Below are 19,127 nucleotides of genomic sequence, written 5' to 3'. Positions count from 1 at the left end.
CCTAAACAATCAATTCTATGTACTTAATTATTATATATGAAGTTGTCCTCTATTGCGAAGAAAGGGAAATCATGCTACACTATTTTATGAACTAAATAGACGTAGAAGGGTCTATAAGTAGTGTCAAAAGTTAGCGAGCAGAGACAGTGAAAGTCTGCGCCGACATGAAAAGGAAACCTGGAGTCATACGCTTTTTTAAGAGGGCTATTTAATTAGCCAAACGAGGTGGAACCGCGGGTTATTATGCACTCGTCCTCGGACTTTATGTCCGTGGATGTGTGCTTATTTTTATTGGAGGGATATTATTATGTCGATGGAAAAAATTGTTAATTTATCAAAAGCAAGAGGTTTTGTTTTCCCAGGATCTGATATTTACGGAGGTCTAGCGAATACGTGGGATTATGGTCCACTCGGAATCGAATTAAAGAACAATATCAAAAAAGCATGGTGGCAAAAGTTTGTTCAAGAGTCTCCTTACAACGTTGGACTCGACGCAGCAATACTTATGAATCCAAGAGTTTGGGAAGCTTCGGGACATATTGGTAACTTTAATGACCCGATGATTGATTGCAAAAAATGTAACACACGCCACAGAGCGGACAAGCTAATTGAAGATGCACTTGATGAAAAAGGTATTGAAATGATTGTTGACGGCTTATCATTTGATAAAATGGCAGAACTCATCTCTGAACACGAAGTTAAATGCCCAACATGTGGAGCAAATGAGTACACAGATATTCGTCAATTCAACTTAATGTTTAAAACAAGTCAAGGTGTAACGGATGCTTCAGCAAACGAAATTTACCTACGACCTGAAACAGCACAAGGGATTTTTGTTAACTTTAAAAACGTTCAGCGATCGATGCGTAAGAAAATGCCTTTTGGTATTGCACAAATCGGAAAAAGTTTCAGAAATGAAATTACTCCAGGTAACTTTACTTTCCGTACTCGTGAATTTGAACAAATGGAGTTAGAGTTCTTCTGTAAACCTGGTGAAGATATGAAGTGGTATGAATTCTGGCGCGACTACTCAAAAAACTTCTTATTAAATCTTGGACTTACAGAAACAAATATGAGATTACGCGTACATGATGAAGATGAACTTTCACATTACTCTAAAGGTACAGTGGACATTGAATATAAATTCCCATTTGGTTGGGGTGAATTATGGGGAATCGCCAATCGGACAGATTTCGACTTAAAACGACATATGGAATTCTCTGGTGAAGACTTTCACTACCAAGATCCAATATCAAATGAAAAGTTTGTACCTTACTGTATCGAGCCATCACTAGGTGCAGACCGTGTTACACTTGCATTTCTAACAGATGCATATACCGAAGAAGAACTTGAGGGCGATGACAAGCGTACCGTTCTACGTTTCCACCCCGCTTTGGCACCTGTCAAAGCAGCAATTCTTCCACTTTCAAAAAAGCTTTCAGAAGGTGCGGATGAAGTCTATGCTGAACTACGTAAACATTTCGTTGTTCAATACGACGATTCACAATCTATAGGTAGACGCTATCGTCGACAAGACGAAATCGGAACACCGTTTTGCATCACATATGATTTTGATTCTGAAGAAGATCGCAAGGTTACGGTTAGACATCGTGATTCAATGGAACAAGTTCGCATTCCTATCGATGAAGTAAAAGACTATATTGCAAAACACTTAGTATTTTAATTAGACTTTTTCATAGCAAAAGCTCCTAAAGAATTTATTCTTTAGGAGCTTTTTTTATGGGTAGAAGATTTGGCGAAGTTTCAAGCTGATCTAAGAACGCTCTCGTTTTAAAATAAACGCCAAGCTGCTCATCATAAATCGTTCGAACAATCTTTTTCAAGAACATCTTCGTCTCTTTTTTTAGTGTTAAGTCTCCAACACTACTAATCGGAACGGTCGCAAATGTTCGAATTAGTTTTAATTGATTTGGAGTTATTCGAACTGAATATTTATCCGTATGAAAACATCTATGACATATAAAACCGATTGCTCTAAAGGAAAACGCAAATTCTCCTTCAGTCGCATGACAATGAGCACATTCATGTAAAATCGGATGGATTCCTCCAACTGTTAACATTTTCCATTCCACGAAAAGCGAAATAGCTTCGGGATCATATTGCTCATTAATTGCATTAAGAGCTTCATATAAAAGGGTATAAACCCCTTGTCTTCTTTCATTTTCCTCAGTTAAGCGATCCACAATTTCAACGATATAGCTTGTATACGCCATCGCTTCGAGATCCTCTCGAATAAAACGCATTGAATTGATTTGCTCACCCTGTTCAAGTGTCCCCATTCCTCTACCTTTTCGAATAAGGTATGAACCATAAGTAAACAATTGTGTAACGGCAACTAATTTACTACGTGGTTTTTTCGCTCCACGCGCCATAGCTGTTACCTTACCTGCTTCCTTTGTATAAAGGGTTACGATACTGTTTGACTCTCCGTATGGGATACTCCGAATGACAATTCCTTCCCATTTGTTCATCAAATGAGCCACTTCCCTTTTTATCTAGGTAACGAAATCTTATATTGCTTAATATTCCTCATCATTAAAACCGAATTCTTTCAATCGACCCGGTTTATTACGCCAATCCTTTTGAACTTTCACCCATAATTCTAGGAAAACTTTAGAACCGAGGAGCATTTCTATATCATAGCGGGCCTTTGTTCCAATTTCTTTTAATAGCACACCTTTTTTTCCAATTACAATACCTTTTTGAGAATCACGATCAACAATTATTGTAGCCATTACATTTACCAGTTCCCGCTTCTCTTCGCGTTCAATTTTCTCGATAATAACCGCTACAGAATGAGGGATTTCTTCTCTTGTTAAATGCAATACTTTTTCACGAATTAATTCAGAAATAATAAACCGTTCAGGGTGATCAGTCACTTGATCATCTGGATAATACTTCGGTCCTAAAGGCAAGTACTTTTTAAGCGTATCTAGTAAACGGTCCGTATTATTTCCGTTAAGAGCAGATATTGGAACGATTTCGGCAAAATCGTATTCATTTTTATATGAAACAATAATTTCCAATAGTTGATCTGGATGAACAAGGTCTATTTTGTTGATGATTAAAAAAACAGGAGTCTCAGTATGTTCAAGCATTTCAATAATATAACGATCACCTGGACCAATTTTCTCCTCGGCATTCACCATAAACATAATTACATCTACTTCTTTAAGTGTATTACGAGCAGATTTCACCATAAAATCTCCAAGTTTATGCTTCGGTTTATGAATTCCTGGTGTATCAATATAAATCATTTGTGAATCTTCAGTTGTTACAACACCTTGCACTTTGTTTCTAGTCGTTTGTGGCTTATCGCTCATTATTGCGATTTTCTGCCCAACAACATGATTTAAGAATGTTGATTTCCCTACGTTTGGACGACCTATTATTGATATAAATCCTGACTTAAATGTTTTATTGTTTGTTTGCAAAATTAAGATCCTCCTTTGAAAATGCTCCTGGTAAAAGTTCAGCTACAGTTGTTTCAAAAACATCGCCTTTAAGATTTGTTAAGTAGACCGGCATTGCACCATCGCAGAACTCCGCCATTACTTGCCTGCACGCTCCACAAGGTGATATAGGCCCTTCTGTGTCTCCTATTACAGCTAATGCTGCAAATGTATGTACACCATCTGAAACCGCCTTAAAAAAGGCTGTACGCTCTGCACAGTTCGTCATGCTGAATGCCGAATTTTCAATATTGCAGCCGTGGTACACAGTCCCGTCTTTCGCGAGTAACGCCGCACCTACTGAAAATTTCGAATAGGGTACATATGCATTTTTACGTGCAACTATTGATTCGTCAATTAACGCCTTAACATCCATTTACACACCTCTTCTATATTAATTAAACCATTTTGAAGCAAATAATAGCAAACCTACAACTCCACTCATAACAGCATAAATAAGAACAGCCCCAGCTGCAAGGTCTTTCGCTTGCTTGGCAAGCGGATGGATCTCTGTTGTAACAAGATTGACTACACGCTCAATTGCAGAATTCATTAACTCAAGGGAGAGCATTCCAGCTATTAAAATCAGAACAACAAACCATTCTAAAAGAGAAAGTCCTGTCAGAAAACCAGCAATCACAACAAGTAAACCCGCAAGTAAATGGAATTTAAAGTTGCGCTCTACTCTAGCGCCAAAAAGAACTCCATCCCATGCATACTTAAATGCTTTGAAAAATGTTCGCATAGAAGATTACCTCCTAAGTCCGAAGGTTTCGAGAATTTCTTTCTGCTTACCGAACATTTTTGCTTCTTCTTCAGACGTCTGATGATCGTATCCCAGTAGATGAAGTAAGCCGTGCAATGCAAGAAAACCAATTTCCCGTTCGAAGTCATGTCCGTAATCAGCAGCCTGTCTTTTCGCGGTTTCCACTGAGATTATTATATCTCCTAGAACTTGGGGCATCCCATCTTCTTCCACTATTACAATTTCATCCTCAGTTAATTCCTCTAGTGCAAATGAAATAACATCGGTAGGTTTATTTATTCCACGATATTGTTCATTTATTTCTTGAATTTCAGTATCCGTCATAAATGTAATCGAAATTTCCGCTTCACCTGATACCCCTTCCGCTTCTGCCGCAAAAATTAGAAGGTCTGATATTATCTTTTCAATTCCTTTATCAATCGTCTCTGTTTCATCGTTAAAATAAAGATTAAGCATTTTACAAGCTCCTTTCATACTCAGTCTGGATATTCAATTCTATTGTGAAAAATACCATTTAAAGTTTCGCATATTACTCTTTCTACAGTTCTCAACTCTTTCATCGATAAGTCGCAATCATCAAATTGCCCATCATTTAATTTATCATTAATAATGGAATGAACAAGAGAAGCAATTTTTTCTGAAGTTGGATCTTTCATAGATCTAACAGCAGCTTCCACACTATCCGCTATCGAGATAATTGCTATTTCTCTCGTTTGTGGTTTAGGTCCCGCATAACGATAATCTTCTTCCGTTACCTCTATACCGGAATCCCGTGCTTTCACAAAAAAGTATTTCAATAAACTTGTACCATGATGTTGTCTTGCAATATCGATAATTTCAGAAGGCATTTTGTGCTTTTCTAGCAGTTTCGCACCATCTTCTGCATGAGAAACTATGATATCTCGACTTTTTTCAGGAGGTAGCGCGTCATGCGGATTTTGTCCGGCATGTTGATTTTCTATAAAAAATCCTGGACGAATCGTTTTTCCAATATCATGATAGTAACTCCCTACTCTTGCAAGAAGTCCATTTGCACCGATGGATTCACACGCAGCATCAGATAGATTGGCAACCATCACGCTATGGTGGTAGGTCCCTGGAGTTTCTGTCAATACCTTTTTGAGTAAGGGATGATTTGGATTCGATAATTCAATTAATCTCATGTCTGACATTAGACGGAAAACCGTTTCAAAAAACGGCATTAGTCCAATTGTTAATGCGCCTGATAGAACTCCAGAAGTTATTGCAGCAATTGCATAAAACATAAGTTCAGTTAAATTATATGTGGACTGTGTCATTAGTAAATAAAATGCTAAAAATAACATATTTGACAAAGCTACTCCGACACTTGCTGTTAATATAGTTGACCGCTTGCCACCGTTGCCAAGCAAATATATGCCCATCAATCCACCAAAAAGTATGTAAAGTGCAACTTCCATCTGAATAATCGATGCAAAGCCTTCTTGTAACATAACACCAGCTGTTGCTGCAGTTATGATTGTCGTCATCAATGCAAGTCGCTCATTTGTTAACAGCCTAACGAGCATAGGTGCAAGTGCCGTAGGAAATAAAAATGCAACGAGGACATCAAAATCTTTTTCAATTAAAGAAGTTAGTTTCATTAAGATAACAAGAAGTAAAAACACAGTTAATACAATAAGTAACGACTTCTTTTTTACAACACTATTTTCTCTCCATGTCCTAAAATGCACATAGATTGTCGAAGAAATTAAGAGCGTAAATAACAATGATCCTGCAATTGGTTTAATTGAGGATTCGTTTGTCAATAATCCGAGAAGTTCTAGTTGCCTATATATTTCACGATCGATAAATTGTCCTTCGCGAACTACTACTTGTCCTAGTAAAATTCGTGTTGGTTCAACATCTGCTTTCGCTTGCTCTATTCTTGCTTTAGTAACCTCTTCATTAATCGTTTCAGTTTCTACGATCGCAGATCTACCAATTTGAATTACTGTTTGCATTACATTCGTTGGTATGGAATTCGATAATCGAAGCTTTCGTTCGACTTCATATTTCACAGCTGTGAGATCACTTGTACGCACCGGCTTGGATAGTTCCTCACCTAGTATAGTAACTAAAGCCTTTTGCATACTGTGCAAAGAGGATACATCTTGTCCTAAAAGGCTTGCTAGCGCTTCATCATTCAAACGCATTGAAGATTCTTTCTCTTCAAATGCAACAAGTTTTTCACGAAGTACCTTCACAAGTTCTTTTTCCGATTTTTTCGGTGCATCTGTTTTAAGTGCATCGGCAGCAGCATTATTCTTCACTTCAATAACCATATCAAATAAAAGAGTCGCAATCGATTGTCGATTTTTTGCAACATCTTCATCGAATTGATAGTTCGCACTAACTTCTAGAGCAGCTCTTTCCCTATCTTGTTCAGTTTTCACCGTATCCTCAATCGTTTTAATTGAACGAATTGTTTCAGGGGAAATTTGAAATTCAGTCAGCTTATACGTTTCTTCTTTTATTCCACTATACAATAAGGAAAAAAGAATGATTCCGCTTAAACTTAAGAGAAATAATGACAAATAATTAAACTTCAATGATTTTAGTAACTTAAGAAATTTACCCATTGGCTGAAACATTAGATTTCATCCCCCAGTATCTCTTTTCTACATTAGAAAGCAGTCAATTAAGATGACTGCTCACTTTCGTATGCGTCTATTATTTTTGCAACCAGCGGATGACGTACAACATCACCTTGTTCCAAATATTGAAAATGGATATCATGCACTTTTTTCAAAATAGATTCCGCGACAATTAAACCCGATTCTGTTCCTTTTGGCAAGTCGATTTGAGTTTTATCTCCATTGACAACCATTTTCGAACCAAAACCTAAGCGTGTTAGAAACATTTTCATTTGAGCTTTTGTAGTATTTTGTGCTTCGTCCAGTATTACAAATGCATCATCAAGCGTTCTGCCTCTCATATAGGCAAGTGGTGCAATCTCAATAACTCCACGGTCCATTAATCGCTCTGTTTGTTCGGCACCAAGAATGTCGTGCAGTGCATCGTACAGCGGCCTTAAATAAGGATCCACTTTTTCTTTTAAATCTCCAGGTAAAAAACCTAAGCTTTCGCCTGCTTCTACTGCAGGTCGTGTCAAGATTATGCGTTTCGCATGTCCCGACTTCATAGCCTGAACAGCAAGCACGACGGCAAGATACGTTTTTCCTGTGCCCGCAGGTCCAATACAAAACACTAGATCCCTTGTACGAACAGCATGAACATATTCACGTTGTCCTATCGTTTTTGCACGAATTGCTTTGCCTTTTGTATTCCTGGATATTTCTTCATCATAAAGTTCAGCAAAATATTCAATTGTTCCGCTTTTAACCATTTCAAGTGCTGTTGAAACGTCTCTTAAATTAATATTAATACCTTTACGTATTACTTTTAATAATTGCTCCAATAAAGCACGGCCCGAACTTCTAGCTTCTTCTTCACCACTAAGTGTAATTGATTCACCTCGGGTTTGAATGGTTATCCCGAGCTCCTCTTCAATTAAATTCATGTTTTGATCTGAAATTCCGAGCAACATGATTGCTTCATCGGGGTTTTCCACATGTAGTTGAATTATTTGCTCATCCAATAGCTTCAGTCTCCTTGGGATATTGATCTTTTTAAAGCAATATTATCATTGACTAGAAATAATATAGTCCCACTAACTTTATCATCATCGAATGACACGTGCAAAACTTTATCTTCTTTTATTATCATACTCGATGATTGTTCAAATAATAATTTCTGTTTTATTATCGGTATAAGTAAGGATTGTTCCGTTTTTTGATCCAAATCAAGCACTTCTTCAATTTCGGCGACATGACGTTCTAGAGTAATAAAGTGGGAGAATAATGATTTCAAGCTATTCACTTCATTCAAAGTCCTAAAACGCTCTTTGAGTGGACCCGTTGTTGTCAGTTCAACTTGTTCTTCTCCTTGAATTTTAAAATGAAACGGAGTTGGAATTACAAATGAGTATTCTAACCAATAATCAGCGTAAACAGCACCATCAGCACCAACTATTGTTGTCTTTTCACCTTGTTCTAATATTCCAGTCGCGAGCAAATCACCTTTTTTTACCGTTCCATGCATATGAGCTACACGTTCACCACTCTTTAATTCAAAACGAGTAATAACACCGCCTGTTCGCGCTACAAGGTCAGACGGGGGTCCTGTGGCTTTCACTGCGATATTTGAAGCAGGCGATAACATTGGAATGACTGTAAGATTTGTTCCAATTCGTTTAAATCGTACCCAAGATAAGGAAGGGTCATCCAACATAAGTTGTCTACGCATTTCTCCTTCATCAGGCACAAGAAAAAGTGGTCTAAATCTAACGATTGAAGCATTGACTAGCTTTTGTTCAATTCGTTCAGACACTTCCGGTATTTCAGATTCTATATCCACGGTCCATAAAAAGAGCGACCCTATGAACGGAATTAGAAATACTAAAAGATAACGATACGAAGTAAAAAAGGCTCCTGCATTTGCATCGTTTGCAAGTTCAGAAATACTTGCTTTCAAACGATACCGCCTTCGGTACTTTCTGATTTGTTTTACACCTTTACGATTTGTTCTAAAGTTCGCTTCTCCATCAATCATGATTAATCCCGTTATCTTAGTGCCTGTGGACTTTAGTTGGGTAAGCATAGCCATGGTGTTTCCAGGACCGTGTAGTCTAATATTATATAGTTTAAGACTCATACACGTTACCGTCATCTCTTTGCTTACTAACATGAATGTTAGTAATTGATGAAAATGAAAAAACAGCAACTTCATCTAATAGCTGATCAACAACTAAATCTTCACCTGTAGTCTCAACCGTATAATTAGCGCATTTTATTGTAGCGAAGTTGGGACCTAAACTTAATAGGGCATAAGGACCCGTAATGCGAAGTGAAGAAAAATCGTCAATTAAAATGGATGGACCTATATTAAATAGTTTCTTCAAATAAGAAAACCCCCTGTACATATCTTATGAAATGTAAGGGGGTTCAATGATTATCGTTTTGAAATTGGTGGACCATAAATCTCTGAGAATACAATACCTTTAATAAAGTCATTTCTGTTTTTCGGAACAATACTGCTTGAAGACATCAACTGCTTTTTTTCTAATGTTTTACGAGCTGCAACTGTTCTACGATTCGGTCTCTCCTTCGGCGTTTTCGTCCGAGAAAATTCCGTAGATATAACATCATTTAAAGGTTGAATACTGTTTTCAATAGAACTTATATTCGGAACCCTATTCGATGTTCTTTGTCTTTCATGTGACTTCGCTTTTTCTTGCATCCTTTGAACGTCTTGCACCCTAGGGTGTTCTTGCATTTCACGAATTTCTTGTGCTCTAGGGTTTTCAGTTGTCCTAGGATCTTCTTTTATTTCTCTTTGAATTTCTTCATACATTTCTTTCGACATTTCTTTAATCTTTCTCATTGGTCCACTTTGTTGACTCTGATCAGTAGAAGGATTCGTTTGTTTTGGATCGGATCCTTTTTTCTTCTTTTTGCCAAAAAGCGTACTCGCAAGCAAAATGATAATTAACGGAATTAATTGTTCAATTTGCATTTAGTACATCCCCTTTCCGGGAACTCGTTTCACAGTAATATTGAAACTGTTTTATTAGATGCTAGAATCATCTTTGTCTGTACTTACTTTGCTAATCGTATCACGCATTCCAGTATCGGCTTGAATATTTTTATAGTTCATATAATCCATAACACCAATATTACCCGAACGAAGTGCATCAGCCATCGCTAATGGAACTTCAGCTTCAGCAAGAACAACTTTAGCACGCATCTCTTGAACTTGTGCAATCATTTCTTGTTCTCTAGCAACAGCCATCGCACGACGCTCTTCTGCTTTTGCTTGGGCAATGTTCTTATCGGCTTCAGCTTGTTCAGTTTGAAGATTTGCACCGATGTTTTCACCTACATCAACATCAGCAATATCAATCGACAAAATCTCAAAAGCTGTACCTGAGTCAAGGCCTTTAGATAGTACTGTTTGTGAAATCATATCTGGGTGCTCAAGTACTTTTGCGTGGTTTGCAGATGAACCAATTGTTGAAATGATTCCTTCTCCAACACGAGCAATTATTGTATCTTCACCCGCACCACCTACTAGACGATCAATATTGGCACGAACTGTAATTCTTGCTTTTGCTTTCACTTCAATTCCGTTCATTGCAACACCTGCGATGAATGGTGTTTCAATAACTTTAGGATTTACTGACATTTGAACTGCTTCTAATACGTCACGACCTGCTAAATCAATTGCAGCCGCCCGTTCGAATGTCAATTCAATGTTGGCACGGTGTGCAGCAATAAGAGCATTCACGACACGGTCAACGTTACCACCAGCTAGATAGTGACTCTCTAGTTGATTAATTGTAATTTCCAAACCTGCTTTATGTGCTTTAATAAGTGGTATTACAATTCGATTCGGAATAACTCGACGTAATCTCATCCCGATGAGTGTGAAAATACTTACTCGAACTCCAGCAGCCATTGCGGAAATCCAAAGTGCTACAGGAACTAGTGTGAAAAATACTGATAAAACGAGTATTACAACAAAGATTATTGCTAATGTTGTTACTAAAGCTGCATCAAATACCATTATTTAATTTCCCCCTTCTCTTCTGGTTCTCTAACTACTATACGAGAACCTTCAACCTTTACAATGATAACACTTTTACCACGGTCAATGTAACTTCCTTCAGAAACAACATCGATACGTTCACCGTCAAGCTCTATCGTACCCGCAGGCCTAAGTGGCGTTGACGTTTTTGCTACTCGATGGAGGAGCTCAGTACGGTTAATATTGGAAACATAACCGCTCTCTGTATCCGTCGAATCCATTAAAACTACTTTGTTTAATAAATGTAGCTTTTTACCGAAAAACTTCATAATAATCACCATCCCTGTCAGGGCGATGACAAGCGCGATAAGGACAGAAACGGCCATATGCATTGGATTGCCACCTGCCATAATGATACTACCGATGATTGCGAACGACCCAAAAATCCCCGCAATACCACCTGGAAGGAAAAACTCCGCGATGACCAACACTATTCCTAATACAAAAAGAATGATTGACTCATATCCCGCAAGTCCTGCGACAAGGTGGCCATAGAAAAAGAGCATTAAAGACGTTATTGCCATTGTTCCTGGAACGCCGAACCCTGGTGAATACAATTCTACCACAAGGCCAAGCCCAGCGATGGATAAAAGTATCGGAACAACAATCGGACTCGTAATAAATCGAGCAATTCGTTCTGTAAACGTTTCAGATGTAGAAATAACTTGTGCATTTTCATTATCAGTTACTTTCAACAATTCTTCAAATGATGAAACGGTTTGTTTACTATACCCAACCGATTGTGCTCCACTTGCAGTAAGTGTCAAAAGTTTTCCTTTACCCGCATTTAAGTCTGGTAGATCGATTGACGAATCTGCCATCGCAAGAGCATATTTCACATCTTTACCGGATGATTCAGCCGCGGATTTCATAGCAGCGAGCCACGCACTATCCGCCTTGTCGCTAGCAGCATTACCACTAGATTCAATTACTTGAGCTGCACCCATTGTAGCACTCGGAGTCATATAAATATCGTCTGCATAGAGCGCTAAGAAAGCTCCAGCTGAAAGTGCACGATTATTAATGAAAGCGATTACTGGCAATTCAGTACCATTCAAGATTTTCGCAATATCTTGTGCGGCGTCCACAAAACCACCAGGTGTATCGATATCAAGATAGATCGCTTTTGCATCAGCTTCTTCTGCTTCATTAAATGATCGTTGTAAGAAAGCTTTGAGCCCTTTTTCAACTTCATCTGTAACTGGCACTCTATATACTTTTGTCGCATTTGCACCCGTCTCGATAAATGGAAGTGTAACTGCGGTTACAAAAAGAACGAGCAGGAGCATCCTTCTAATTATTTTAATCATTTTGTATTCCACCTCTCTCCTTATATTCAATTGTAATCTTTATACGTTTAAAAAGGGTAGAAGTTTCACTTTAATCGAAATTTGTTTTGAATACTATTTTATATTTTTTCTATAAAACACTGTTTTCCAATTCAAAACAGCATCAATTGATCAAGTAACTTATTTATTTTTTAAACATGAAAATAAACCGAAGTATCCATGAAAGGACCCTCCGGTTGTTTAAAATTCGTTTTGAAAATATAAGGCGAATCCAAAGTAAATAGCAATGCTATTACGGTAGATTAGAATTTACGTTTTCTTGCAGCCTCAGACTTTAATTTACGTTTAACGCTCGGCTTTTCATAATACTCTTTCTTTCTTGAATCGCGAATCTTTCCGCTTTTGGAAACATCACGTTTGAAGCGTCGAAGAGCATCTTCAAGCGATTCGTTTTTACGAACAACTGTTTTCGACATATCTCTTGTCCCTCCCTCCGAACACACTACGTGTCCATGGCCTAGTGCCATGTACTTAAACATTATACCTCACATTTAATATATGGTCAATATAATTCTTGTAATTAATTAATAATCTGATGCAGATGATAAACCTTTCATAATCTGAGCACCGGAACTTGCTCCGATTCTAGTAGCACCTGAATTGAGCATTTTCTGCACGTCTTCAAGACTTCTGATACCACCCGAAGCTTTAACTCCCATTACAGGTCCAACTACAGCTCTCATTAACTTAACATCTTCCTCCGTTGCGCCTCCAGTTGAAAAACCGGTGGATGTTTTAACGAAGTCCGCACCAGAAACAACTGCTAATTCACATGCCGTTCTTTTTTCTGCATCCGTAAGAAGGGCCGTTTCAATTATAACTTTTACAATTGCTTTACCCTTTGCCGCACTAACTACCGAAGAAATATCTCGCTTCACAAGCTCGTCATTACCATCTTGAAGTGCACCTATATTAATTACCATATCAATTTCTTCGGCACCATTTTGAATTGCATTTTCAGTTTCAAATACTTTTACCTCGGTAGTTGTTGCACCTAGAGGAAATCCGATTACCGTACATACTTTAACGTTTGTACCTTCTAGTGCATCTGCAGCTGTTTTCACCCACGTTGGATTCACACAAACTGAAGCAAATGAATATTCACGTGCCTCTGCACATAAATTGTCAATTTCATTTTTCTTCGCATCCGCTTTTAATAATGTATGATCAATATATTCAGCTATATTTGTATTCAAAAGAATACCTCCCTGTAATTGTTCGTACTCATTTAATAATAACAAGATTATACAAAGTCTGCACTAAAAAAGCTGTATTCCCGGATTTGGAATACAGCTTATACGATTAGACGAGCAGTACTTCTTGCTCTTCAAGTACTTTAACGTATATACCTTCATTGTATGGATAACCAGCTTTTATTATTTTGACACGTACGATTTTACCAATCATTGACTCATCTGCTCGGAAATAGACTTTCAAATAATTATCTGTATATCCTTCATAAAGACCACTGTCTCTATCAAGTTTGTACGCCTCTTCCGGAATAACTTCCAATACTTCCCCGTCAAATAAGGTTGCATATTCTTTGGCCAATTGATCATTCAATTCAATCAACCTATGAACACGATTATTTTTCACATTTTCATCAACCTGATTTTCCATTCGAGCCGCAGGTGTACCAGTTCGCTTTGAATAAGGGAAAACATGCAATTCAGAAAAACGGTGATCACGGATAAAATTGTATGTATCCATAAACTCTTCTTCTGTTTCGCCCGGAAACCCTACAATCACATCAGAAGTAATTGCTAACTGCGGCATTGCATCACGCAAACGCTCCAGTCGTTCTGCAAAAAACTCCATCGTATACTTTCTTCGCATGCGCTTGAGCACTGAATCTGAACCGGACTGTATCGGAATATGAAGATGACGAACAATAATTGATGAGTTTTTCAATACATCAATCACTTCATCTGTTAATTGGCTTGCTTCAATAGAGCTTATTCGAAGACGTTTTAAACCTTTAACTTTCGTTTCAAGATCGCGTAATAAACGTGCAAGATTATAGTCTTTCAAATCTTCCCCATAACCGCCTGTATGAATGCCTGTAAGAACAATTTCTAGATATCCTGCATCTACTAATTGCTGCGCTTGACGTATCACTTCTTCAGGATCACGAGATCTCATTAAACCACGAGCCCAAGGAATAATGCAAAAAGTACAGAAGTTATTGCATCCTTCTTGAATCTTCAGAGAAGCCCGAGTTCTATCTGTAAATGTGGGCACATCCAATTCTTCATAGACTCTACTTTTCATAATATTACCGACTGCGTTTATCGGCTTACGCTCTGTTCGAAATTCTTCTATGAGTCCAAGTAGTTTCGTACGATCCTGTGTACCAACAACAATGTCTACTCCGGGTATTGCCATAATTTCCGCTGGAGATGTTTGTGCATAACAACCCGTCACACAAATTACCGCATCTGGATTGCTGCGAATCGCGCGACGAATAACTTGTCGACTTTTTTTATCACCCGTATTTGTAACCGTACAGGTATTAATAACATAGACGTCCGACTTTTTTTCAAAATCCTCACGACTGTAATCAGCATCTTTAAATAATTGCCATATTGCCTCGGTTTCATAATGATTTACTTTGCAACCTAACGTATACAGAGATACGGTTTTCGGAAGCTCGTAGTTACCCATATTTATTTATCATCCTTTCATTACACTCAATAAAAATCATGACTTAATCTATAATATCACAATTGAGCGTAACGGGCATAACGCAACCTTACTAGAAAGGAAAAGTTATCTGCAAACTTCTAAAAAGTTCTGCTGGTTTGTCGATATTTAAAGAAAATAGTAATCACGTCGTTGATCTGAGAATACCCGAAGCCGGTTTCTTTTATCGCCTATGGATGCTTTAGGTACAACACTTTCGATAATTCTTGTGTATAATTTGTGCATAATCATTTTAGTGTGCATTTTAGCCGTTTACTCTTTTGACAGAGTAAACGTTTTTTTATACAAATATCTGCCTAAAACATTCACCTATCAGCATATTAATAAATAAGTTTTTCCTTAATAATTTTTTTTTATAGCATGCCAAAAATATGATAAGACACATAAATAGTTAAGCTTCTTTTGAATCACTTTTATATTAATTATTTTTCTTCACTTAGCCAATTATTAAGCCAGTTGATTTCTTCCTGTGACAAGGTCTCTTCTTTTTCTTCTCTAGCAATTACATTATGCCAATTCGCTTCTTCCCATTCTAAATGGGCTTCCCAATCACGCATAACTTTAACCGCTTTTTCTGTCTCTAATTGGTGCCTCGTTTTGAAAGGAATTATAACCGCCATGTTCCCCACCTCTTTCGATTAATCGTGTTCCTTCTATTATAAGAGTTTAAAATGAAATATCAAAAGTCTTGAAATTAAATAGTTCGATGTCGGTACTACATAAAATTATGCTTTTTTCTAGTTCGCCTTAATTAATCACGGCAAATAAATCGAATATATTGAATTGTTCATATAATAATGAATCTAATGTATAATGTAATCAATGTGCCGCAAACGGGCCATTTTCTTAAAGAAGTAGGAAAGGGGAATAAAGATGTTAGAAATTATTATCCCAGTTATTATTGTCTCGCTTTTTGTTATTATTTTGTCGGTTATCTCAAAAAAGAAGGATAAAGTGGATAAAGGTTTTAAATATAATTACTTTGGATTATCTTACAGAAGAAAGATGATTAGAACCTTAGTAAATCTCCCTCTACTCGTTTTATTTCTTTTTGTTATGCATTACTTTACGGATTCTAATGTAAAGACAATAGTGCTGTGGGGATTATTATTTCTAATAGCTTTTATTATCCAACTAATATACAACTACACTAAGTGGAAAAGACTTGAAACATAATTAAAATTATGAATTTAATAAACCGTGGCTGTTGTTTTACTTCGTTGTAGCAGAATCGGGGGCGTTTGTTGTACATGAAACTAACTTTATGACGTGAAAAAAGCTTAGATTTTATCTAAGCTTTTTTCCATGCTATTTTACTGTTAATCCGTTGTTTAGGAACAAGTTAATTGATTTGTTATTTCTATCGATATTCCCTCTCTGGATAACAAAGTTAAACTCATTACTATAAAAAATGCCTTTAGTTTTAACTTTATATTTCAAAAGCAGTAAAACTTCCTGCATCATCAAAATCTTTAACTTGTACTACCTTGTCTGAAAACTGCTTTACCGTTCTTGTGTTACTTCCTATCGTAAGGGATAGCACATTAAACTCCTTTTCTTTTTTCTTTTTATTGAATACTTCTAGGAAGGAATCCTTTACTCGGTCTTCTCCATCGGTAACAAACACTACATCCGCCTGCTTGAAACGACTTTCGTTTATTACATTCATCGCTCTTTCAAGAGGTAATGCAAAGTCCGTTCCTCCTCCTAAGAAAGTTTTAGCTAAATTGATCATATCTGAACTTTTTATTTTCCCTCTTTCATATTTAAAGATTTTTGTTCGAGTAGAAAACAGAATTAAACAAAAATCCCTTTTCTGTTTTCTTGCAATCGACATGAGCGCTAACGTAAATCCTTTTGATTGGGTATCGAGCTTGTGCATACTACCTGATTGATCCAGACAAAGCACAATTGGACCTTTTCCTAGTACCTCATGTCCTTTCTGTTCATATTGCATCGTTTGGCCTTCCACAAAGCGACGCAGGAAATCGTTCTTCGTTATTGGATGTGTATACAAACCCAACTCCATCGGTAGCAATCGCTCAATATCGTTGCCTAGCGTAACCCCACTTCTTTCCATTGAATCACTATGCTTAGATTTTTGCTTTTTTCGGGCTATCTGTTTGAATCGACCTGCCCAATCCGCAATTTCTTTCATCTGTTTATTAGATGCGATCTTTTCAGCTAATGAAATTTGATCTCGTAAGGGAACTTTTTTCAACTCTGCGTCACCACTACCCGCACTCGTGCCTCCAAGTAATGATTTCAAGCTATCCTTCGTCTGTTTCGTTTCCTGCATAGCTTGTGACATCGCTTCTGAAAAGCTATGACTGTTGTTCTGTAACGTCTGTTGAAGTTGGTCCCCTAAGTCTGACATTGCATCTTTTAAGTCTTCTTCTAACTCCTTACTACCCTTTCCAGCCCCATTTTGTTGGTCCTGCTTTTGAAGTTGCCTTTGCATCGCCTGAATTTCCTGCATTTTATTTTGTAAGTCTTCATCCTTTTTCTTTTGGTCTATTAACCAATCATTTGTTTTCTCTCCAAATTTAACAGTTCCTATGGCTGATGATAAATCATCCAGACGGGTAAATTTCCGGTAACTTTCAAACGAGTCATCATTCATGATTTTCTCCATAAATGATTTGTTCACTTGCAAATCTTCTGGAATATCACCTTCAGTCAATTCAGGTTTCATTTTGTATAACGATGCCCAAATATCAGCAAGTAACGGTTCAAATATCGGTAATTCTCCTTCGACCTTTAGCTTTTGAAGACTTTGCGACATAGAATAAATTTCGTTGAAACGTCTTTTATCAAATGCATCTGTATTCAACACAGATTGATTTCCACTTTTCGCTTTTGCTAGTTCCAAAAGAAACACTTCCCTTCATTTGAATGAATAGAAAGCTAAGGATTAATTCCCCGGCTTTCATCCTCCGATTTTTACGCTTAAAACGGCATTTCAACAGCAGATCTTGTACTTGAAGTATCAATATCCATTGGCTCTAATATACTGTCAAGAACCTCTTGCTGAATCGCCTTCACTTTATCAAGCAGCGGATCTATATCCTTATCTCTACTTTGATTATGCTTTTTCAACTTATTTAAATCAGCAACCAACGATTTCAGTTTTTGAGTCGCTTCCATACCAGCGTCAGTAGAAGCATCCTTCTGAATAAGTGAATATATTTCACTCGCCTCTTCCTGAATCCTATCCAGTTTTTGAGTAACCACACCTTGTGCATGGCTGCGAACAATCAAAGAAACGCTATCCTTTTGATCTACTGTTTCCCAAAGTGCATTTTCAAGAATGACAATATCATCAACTTTCACAACTTGCCTTTGATTTATCAAAGCCTTCGCTTGAAGCACAGAAAGTGACTGTTTAAATCGTCTATCAGAAGGTCGAATTCCTTCATCTCGTAACTCATTACGGATTTTTGAAAGAGTGTCATAGACTTCATCAGGAATTGTAACCATGTCCGTAAAAAACAGAAGTTGAACCAACTCATCCATAGTCATGGAAGGCATAACAACACTTTGACCGGTGTCCTTCATCATCGAAACAAAATTCGTTTCATCTGCAATATAATCTAGCTCGAATCGAAGTAAGAATCTGTCGAAAAGAGCTTCAAGCCCTTCTCCCTCTTCAGGGTATTCATTTGAAGCTCCAATGACTGACATCAAAGGTACTTTTACAGGTGTCCCGTTATTATAGAAAAGCCTTTCGTTTATAAGCGTTAGCAAACTATTTAAGATTGCTGAATTCGCTTTAAATATCTCATCTAAAAATACGAGATTGGCTTCTGGCATTTTAGTTTTTGTATTTCGCTTATACACGCCCTGTTCAAGGTCTTTTAACGACAAAGGGCCAAAGACTTCTTCGGGTGTACTAAACCTTGTTAGCAACCATTGAAAATAATTTGTTCCCTGTACAATCTTGGCTAACTCAACCGACAATGCTGATTTCGCTGTACCCGCAGGTCCAATCATCAACATATGCTGCCTAGAAAGTAGCGCAACAAGAATCCCCTCAACTTCTTCTTCGCGTTCAAAAAACTTTGCATTGAGTGCCTTTTTAATTTCCTCTAACTTGGTAAAATTAGTGTTTGTCATTTTGATTAACCCCTTTTTTTAGTTTAGATAGAAAAAGGAAGCAGGCTCCTTATG

Annotated in this window: 19 protein-coding genes; 1 reads left to right on the top strand and 18 read right to left on the bottom strand. The window is 37.3% G+C overall.

Features of this window, described 5'->3' with window-relative positions:
* The first annotated feature begins 304 nt into the window (after positions 1-304).
* Positions 305-1,684, top strand: coding sequence for a glycine--tRNA ligase (locus ACFSFY_RS00405; RefSeq protein ID WP_381535337.1), 1,380 nt, complete (start codon positions 305-307; stop codon positions 1,682-1,684).
* 34 nt (positions 1,685-1,718) lie between these two features.
* Here the strand turns inward: ACFSFY_RS00405 and recO are convergent, their stop codons facing one another.
* The 18 genes from recO to ACFSFY_RS00315 form a co-directional block, all read right to left on the bottom strand.
* A complete protein-coding gene (gene recO / locus ACFSFY_RS00400; RefSeq protein ID WP_381535191.1) occupies positions 1,719-2,495 on the bottom strand; it encodes a DNA repair protein RecO in 777 nt (258 codons plus the stop codon).
* A gap of 45 nt (positions 2,496-2,540) precedes the next feature.
* Positions 2,541-3,455: a GTPase Era gene (era, locus tag ACFSFY_RS00395; protein ID WP_381535190.1), complete on the bottom strand. Its 915-nt coding sequence runs from the start codon at positions 3,453-3,455 to the stop codon at positions 2,541-2,543.
* Positions 3,439-3,849, bottom strand: a complete 411-nt coding sequence (locus ACFSFY_RS00390) for a cytidine deaminase (RefSeq protein WP_381535189.1) — start codon at positions 3,847-3,849, stop codon at positions 3,439-3,441. Before ACFSFY_RS00390 ends, era begins: the two co-directional genes overlap by 17 nt.
* An 18-nt stretch (positions 3,850-3,867) precedes the next feature.
* Positions 3,868-4,218: a diacylglycerol kinase family protein gene (locus ACFSFY_RS00385; RefSeq protein ID WP_381535188.1), complete on the bottom strand. Its 351-nt coding sequence runs from the start codon at positions 4,216-4,218 to the stop codon at positions 3,868-3,870.
* 6 nt (positions 4,219-4,224) lie between these two features.
* Entirely contained in the window at positions 4,225-4,695 is a 471-nt protein-coding gene (gene ybeY / locus ACFSFY_RS00380) for an rRNA maturation RNase YbeY (protein WP_381535187.1), read from the bottom strand.
* A gap of 20 nt (positions 4,696-4,715) precedes the next feature.
* Positions 4,716-6,851, bottom strand: a complete 2,136-nt coding sequence (locus ACFSFY_RS00375) for an HD family phosphohydrolase (protein ID WP_381535186.1) — start codon at positions 6,849-6,851, stop codon at positions 4,716-4,718.
* A gap of 47 nt (positions 6,852-6,898) precedes the next feature.
* Positions 6,899-7,807, bottom strand: coding sequence for a PhoH family protein (locus tag ACFSFY_RS00370; protein WP_381535336.1), 909 nt, complete (start codon positions 7,805-7,807; stop codon positions 6,899-6,901).
* 56 nt (positions 7,808-7,863) lie between these two features.
* On the bottom strand, positions 7,864-8,973 hold the full coding sequence (locus ACFSFY_RS00365) for a sporulation protein YqfD (protein WP_381535185.1): 1,110 nt from the start codon (positions 8,971-8,973) through the stop codon (positions 7,864-7,866).
* On the bottom strand, positions 8,963-9,220 hold the full coding sequence (locus tag ACFSFY_RS00360; RefSeq protein ID WP_381535184.1) for a hypothetical protein: 258 nt from the start codon (positions 9,218-9,220) through the stop codon (positions 8,963-8,965). Before ACFSFY_RS00360 ends, ACFSFY_RS00365 begins: the two co-directional genes overlap by 11 nt.
* Positions 9,221-9,270: 50 nt before the next feature.
* Complete coding sequence (locus ACFSFY_RS00355; RefSeq protein WP_381535183.1) at positions 9,271-9,834, bottom strand: hypothetical protein; 564 nt, start codon at positions 9,832-9,834, stop codon at positions 9,271-9,273.
* A gap of 54 nt (positions 9,835-9,888) precedes the next feature.
* Positions 9,889-10,884, bottom strand: coding sequence for a flotillin-like protein FloA (gene floA / locus ACFSFY_RS00350; RefSeq protein WP_381535182.1), 996 nt, complete (start codon positions 10,882-10,884; stop codon positions 9,889-9,891).
* Entirely contained in the window at positions 10,884-12,215 is a 1,332-nt protein-coding gene (locus ACFSFY_RS00345; protein ID WP_381535181.1) for an NfeD family protein, read from the bottom strand. The genes floA and ACFSFY_RS00345 overlap by 1 nt, the downstream gene beginning before the upstream one ends.
* A 281-nt stretch (positions 12,216-12,496) precedes the next feature.
* Entirely contained in the window at positions 12,497-12,670 is a 174-nt protein-coding gene (rpsU, locus tag ACFSFY_RS00340; protein WP_381535180.1) for a 30S ribosomal protein S21, read from the bottom strand.
* A gap of 108 nt (positions 12,671-12,778) precedes the next feature.
* Entirely contained in the window at positions 12,779-13,450 is a 672-nt protein-coding gene (deoC, locus tag ACFSFY_RS00335; RefSeq protein WP_381535179.1) for a deoxyribose-phosphate aldolase, read from the bottom strand.
* A gap of 106 nt (positions 13,451-13,556) precedes the next feature.
* Complete coding sequence (gene mtaB, locus ACFSFY_RS00330; protein WP_381535178.1) at positions 13,557-14,918, bottom strand: tRNA (N(6)-L-threonylcarbamoyladenosine(37)-C(2))-methylthiotransferase MtaB; 1,362 nt, start codon at positions 14,916-14,918, stop codon at positions 13,557-13,559.
* Between the two features lie 461 nt (positions 14,919-15,379).
* Complete coding sequence (locus tag ACFSFY_RS00325) at positions 15,380-15,577, bottom strand: hypothetical protein (protein WP_381535177.1); 198 nt, start codon at positions 15,575-15,577, stop codon at positions 15,380-15,382.
* An 809-nt stretch (positions 15,578-16,386) separates the two neighbouring features.
* The gene (locus ACFSFY_RS00320) at positions 16,387-17,838 is read right to left on the bottom strand and encodes a VWA domain-containing protein (protein ID WP_381535176.1); all 1,452 of its coding nucleotides are present in this window, start codon (positions 17,836-17,838) and stop codon (positions 16,387-16,389) included.
* Between the two features lie 68 nt (positions 17,839-17,906).
* Positions 17,907-19,073: an AAA family ATPase gene (locus ACFSFY_RS00315; protein WP_381535175.1), complete on the bottom strand. Its 1,167-nt coding sequence runs from the start codon at positions 19,071-19,073 to the stop codon at positions 17,907-17,909.
* Positions 19,074-19,127 lie beyond the last annotated feature (54 nt).

It is taken from the genome of Sporosarcina siberiensis, from assembly GCF_042681925.1.
In the GTDB taxonomy this organism is placed as follows: Bacteria; Bacillota; Bacilli; order Bacillales_A; family Planococcaceae; genus Sporosarcina; species Sporosarcina siberiensis.
This window is presented reverse-complemented; position numbering and strand designations above follow the sequence as displayed.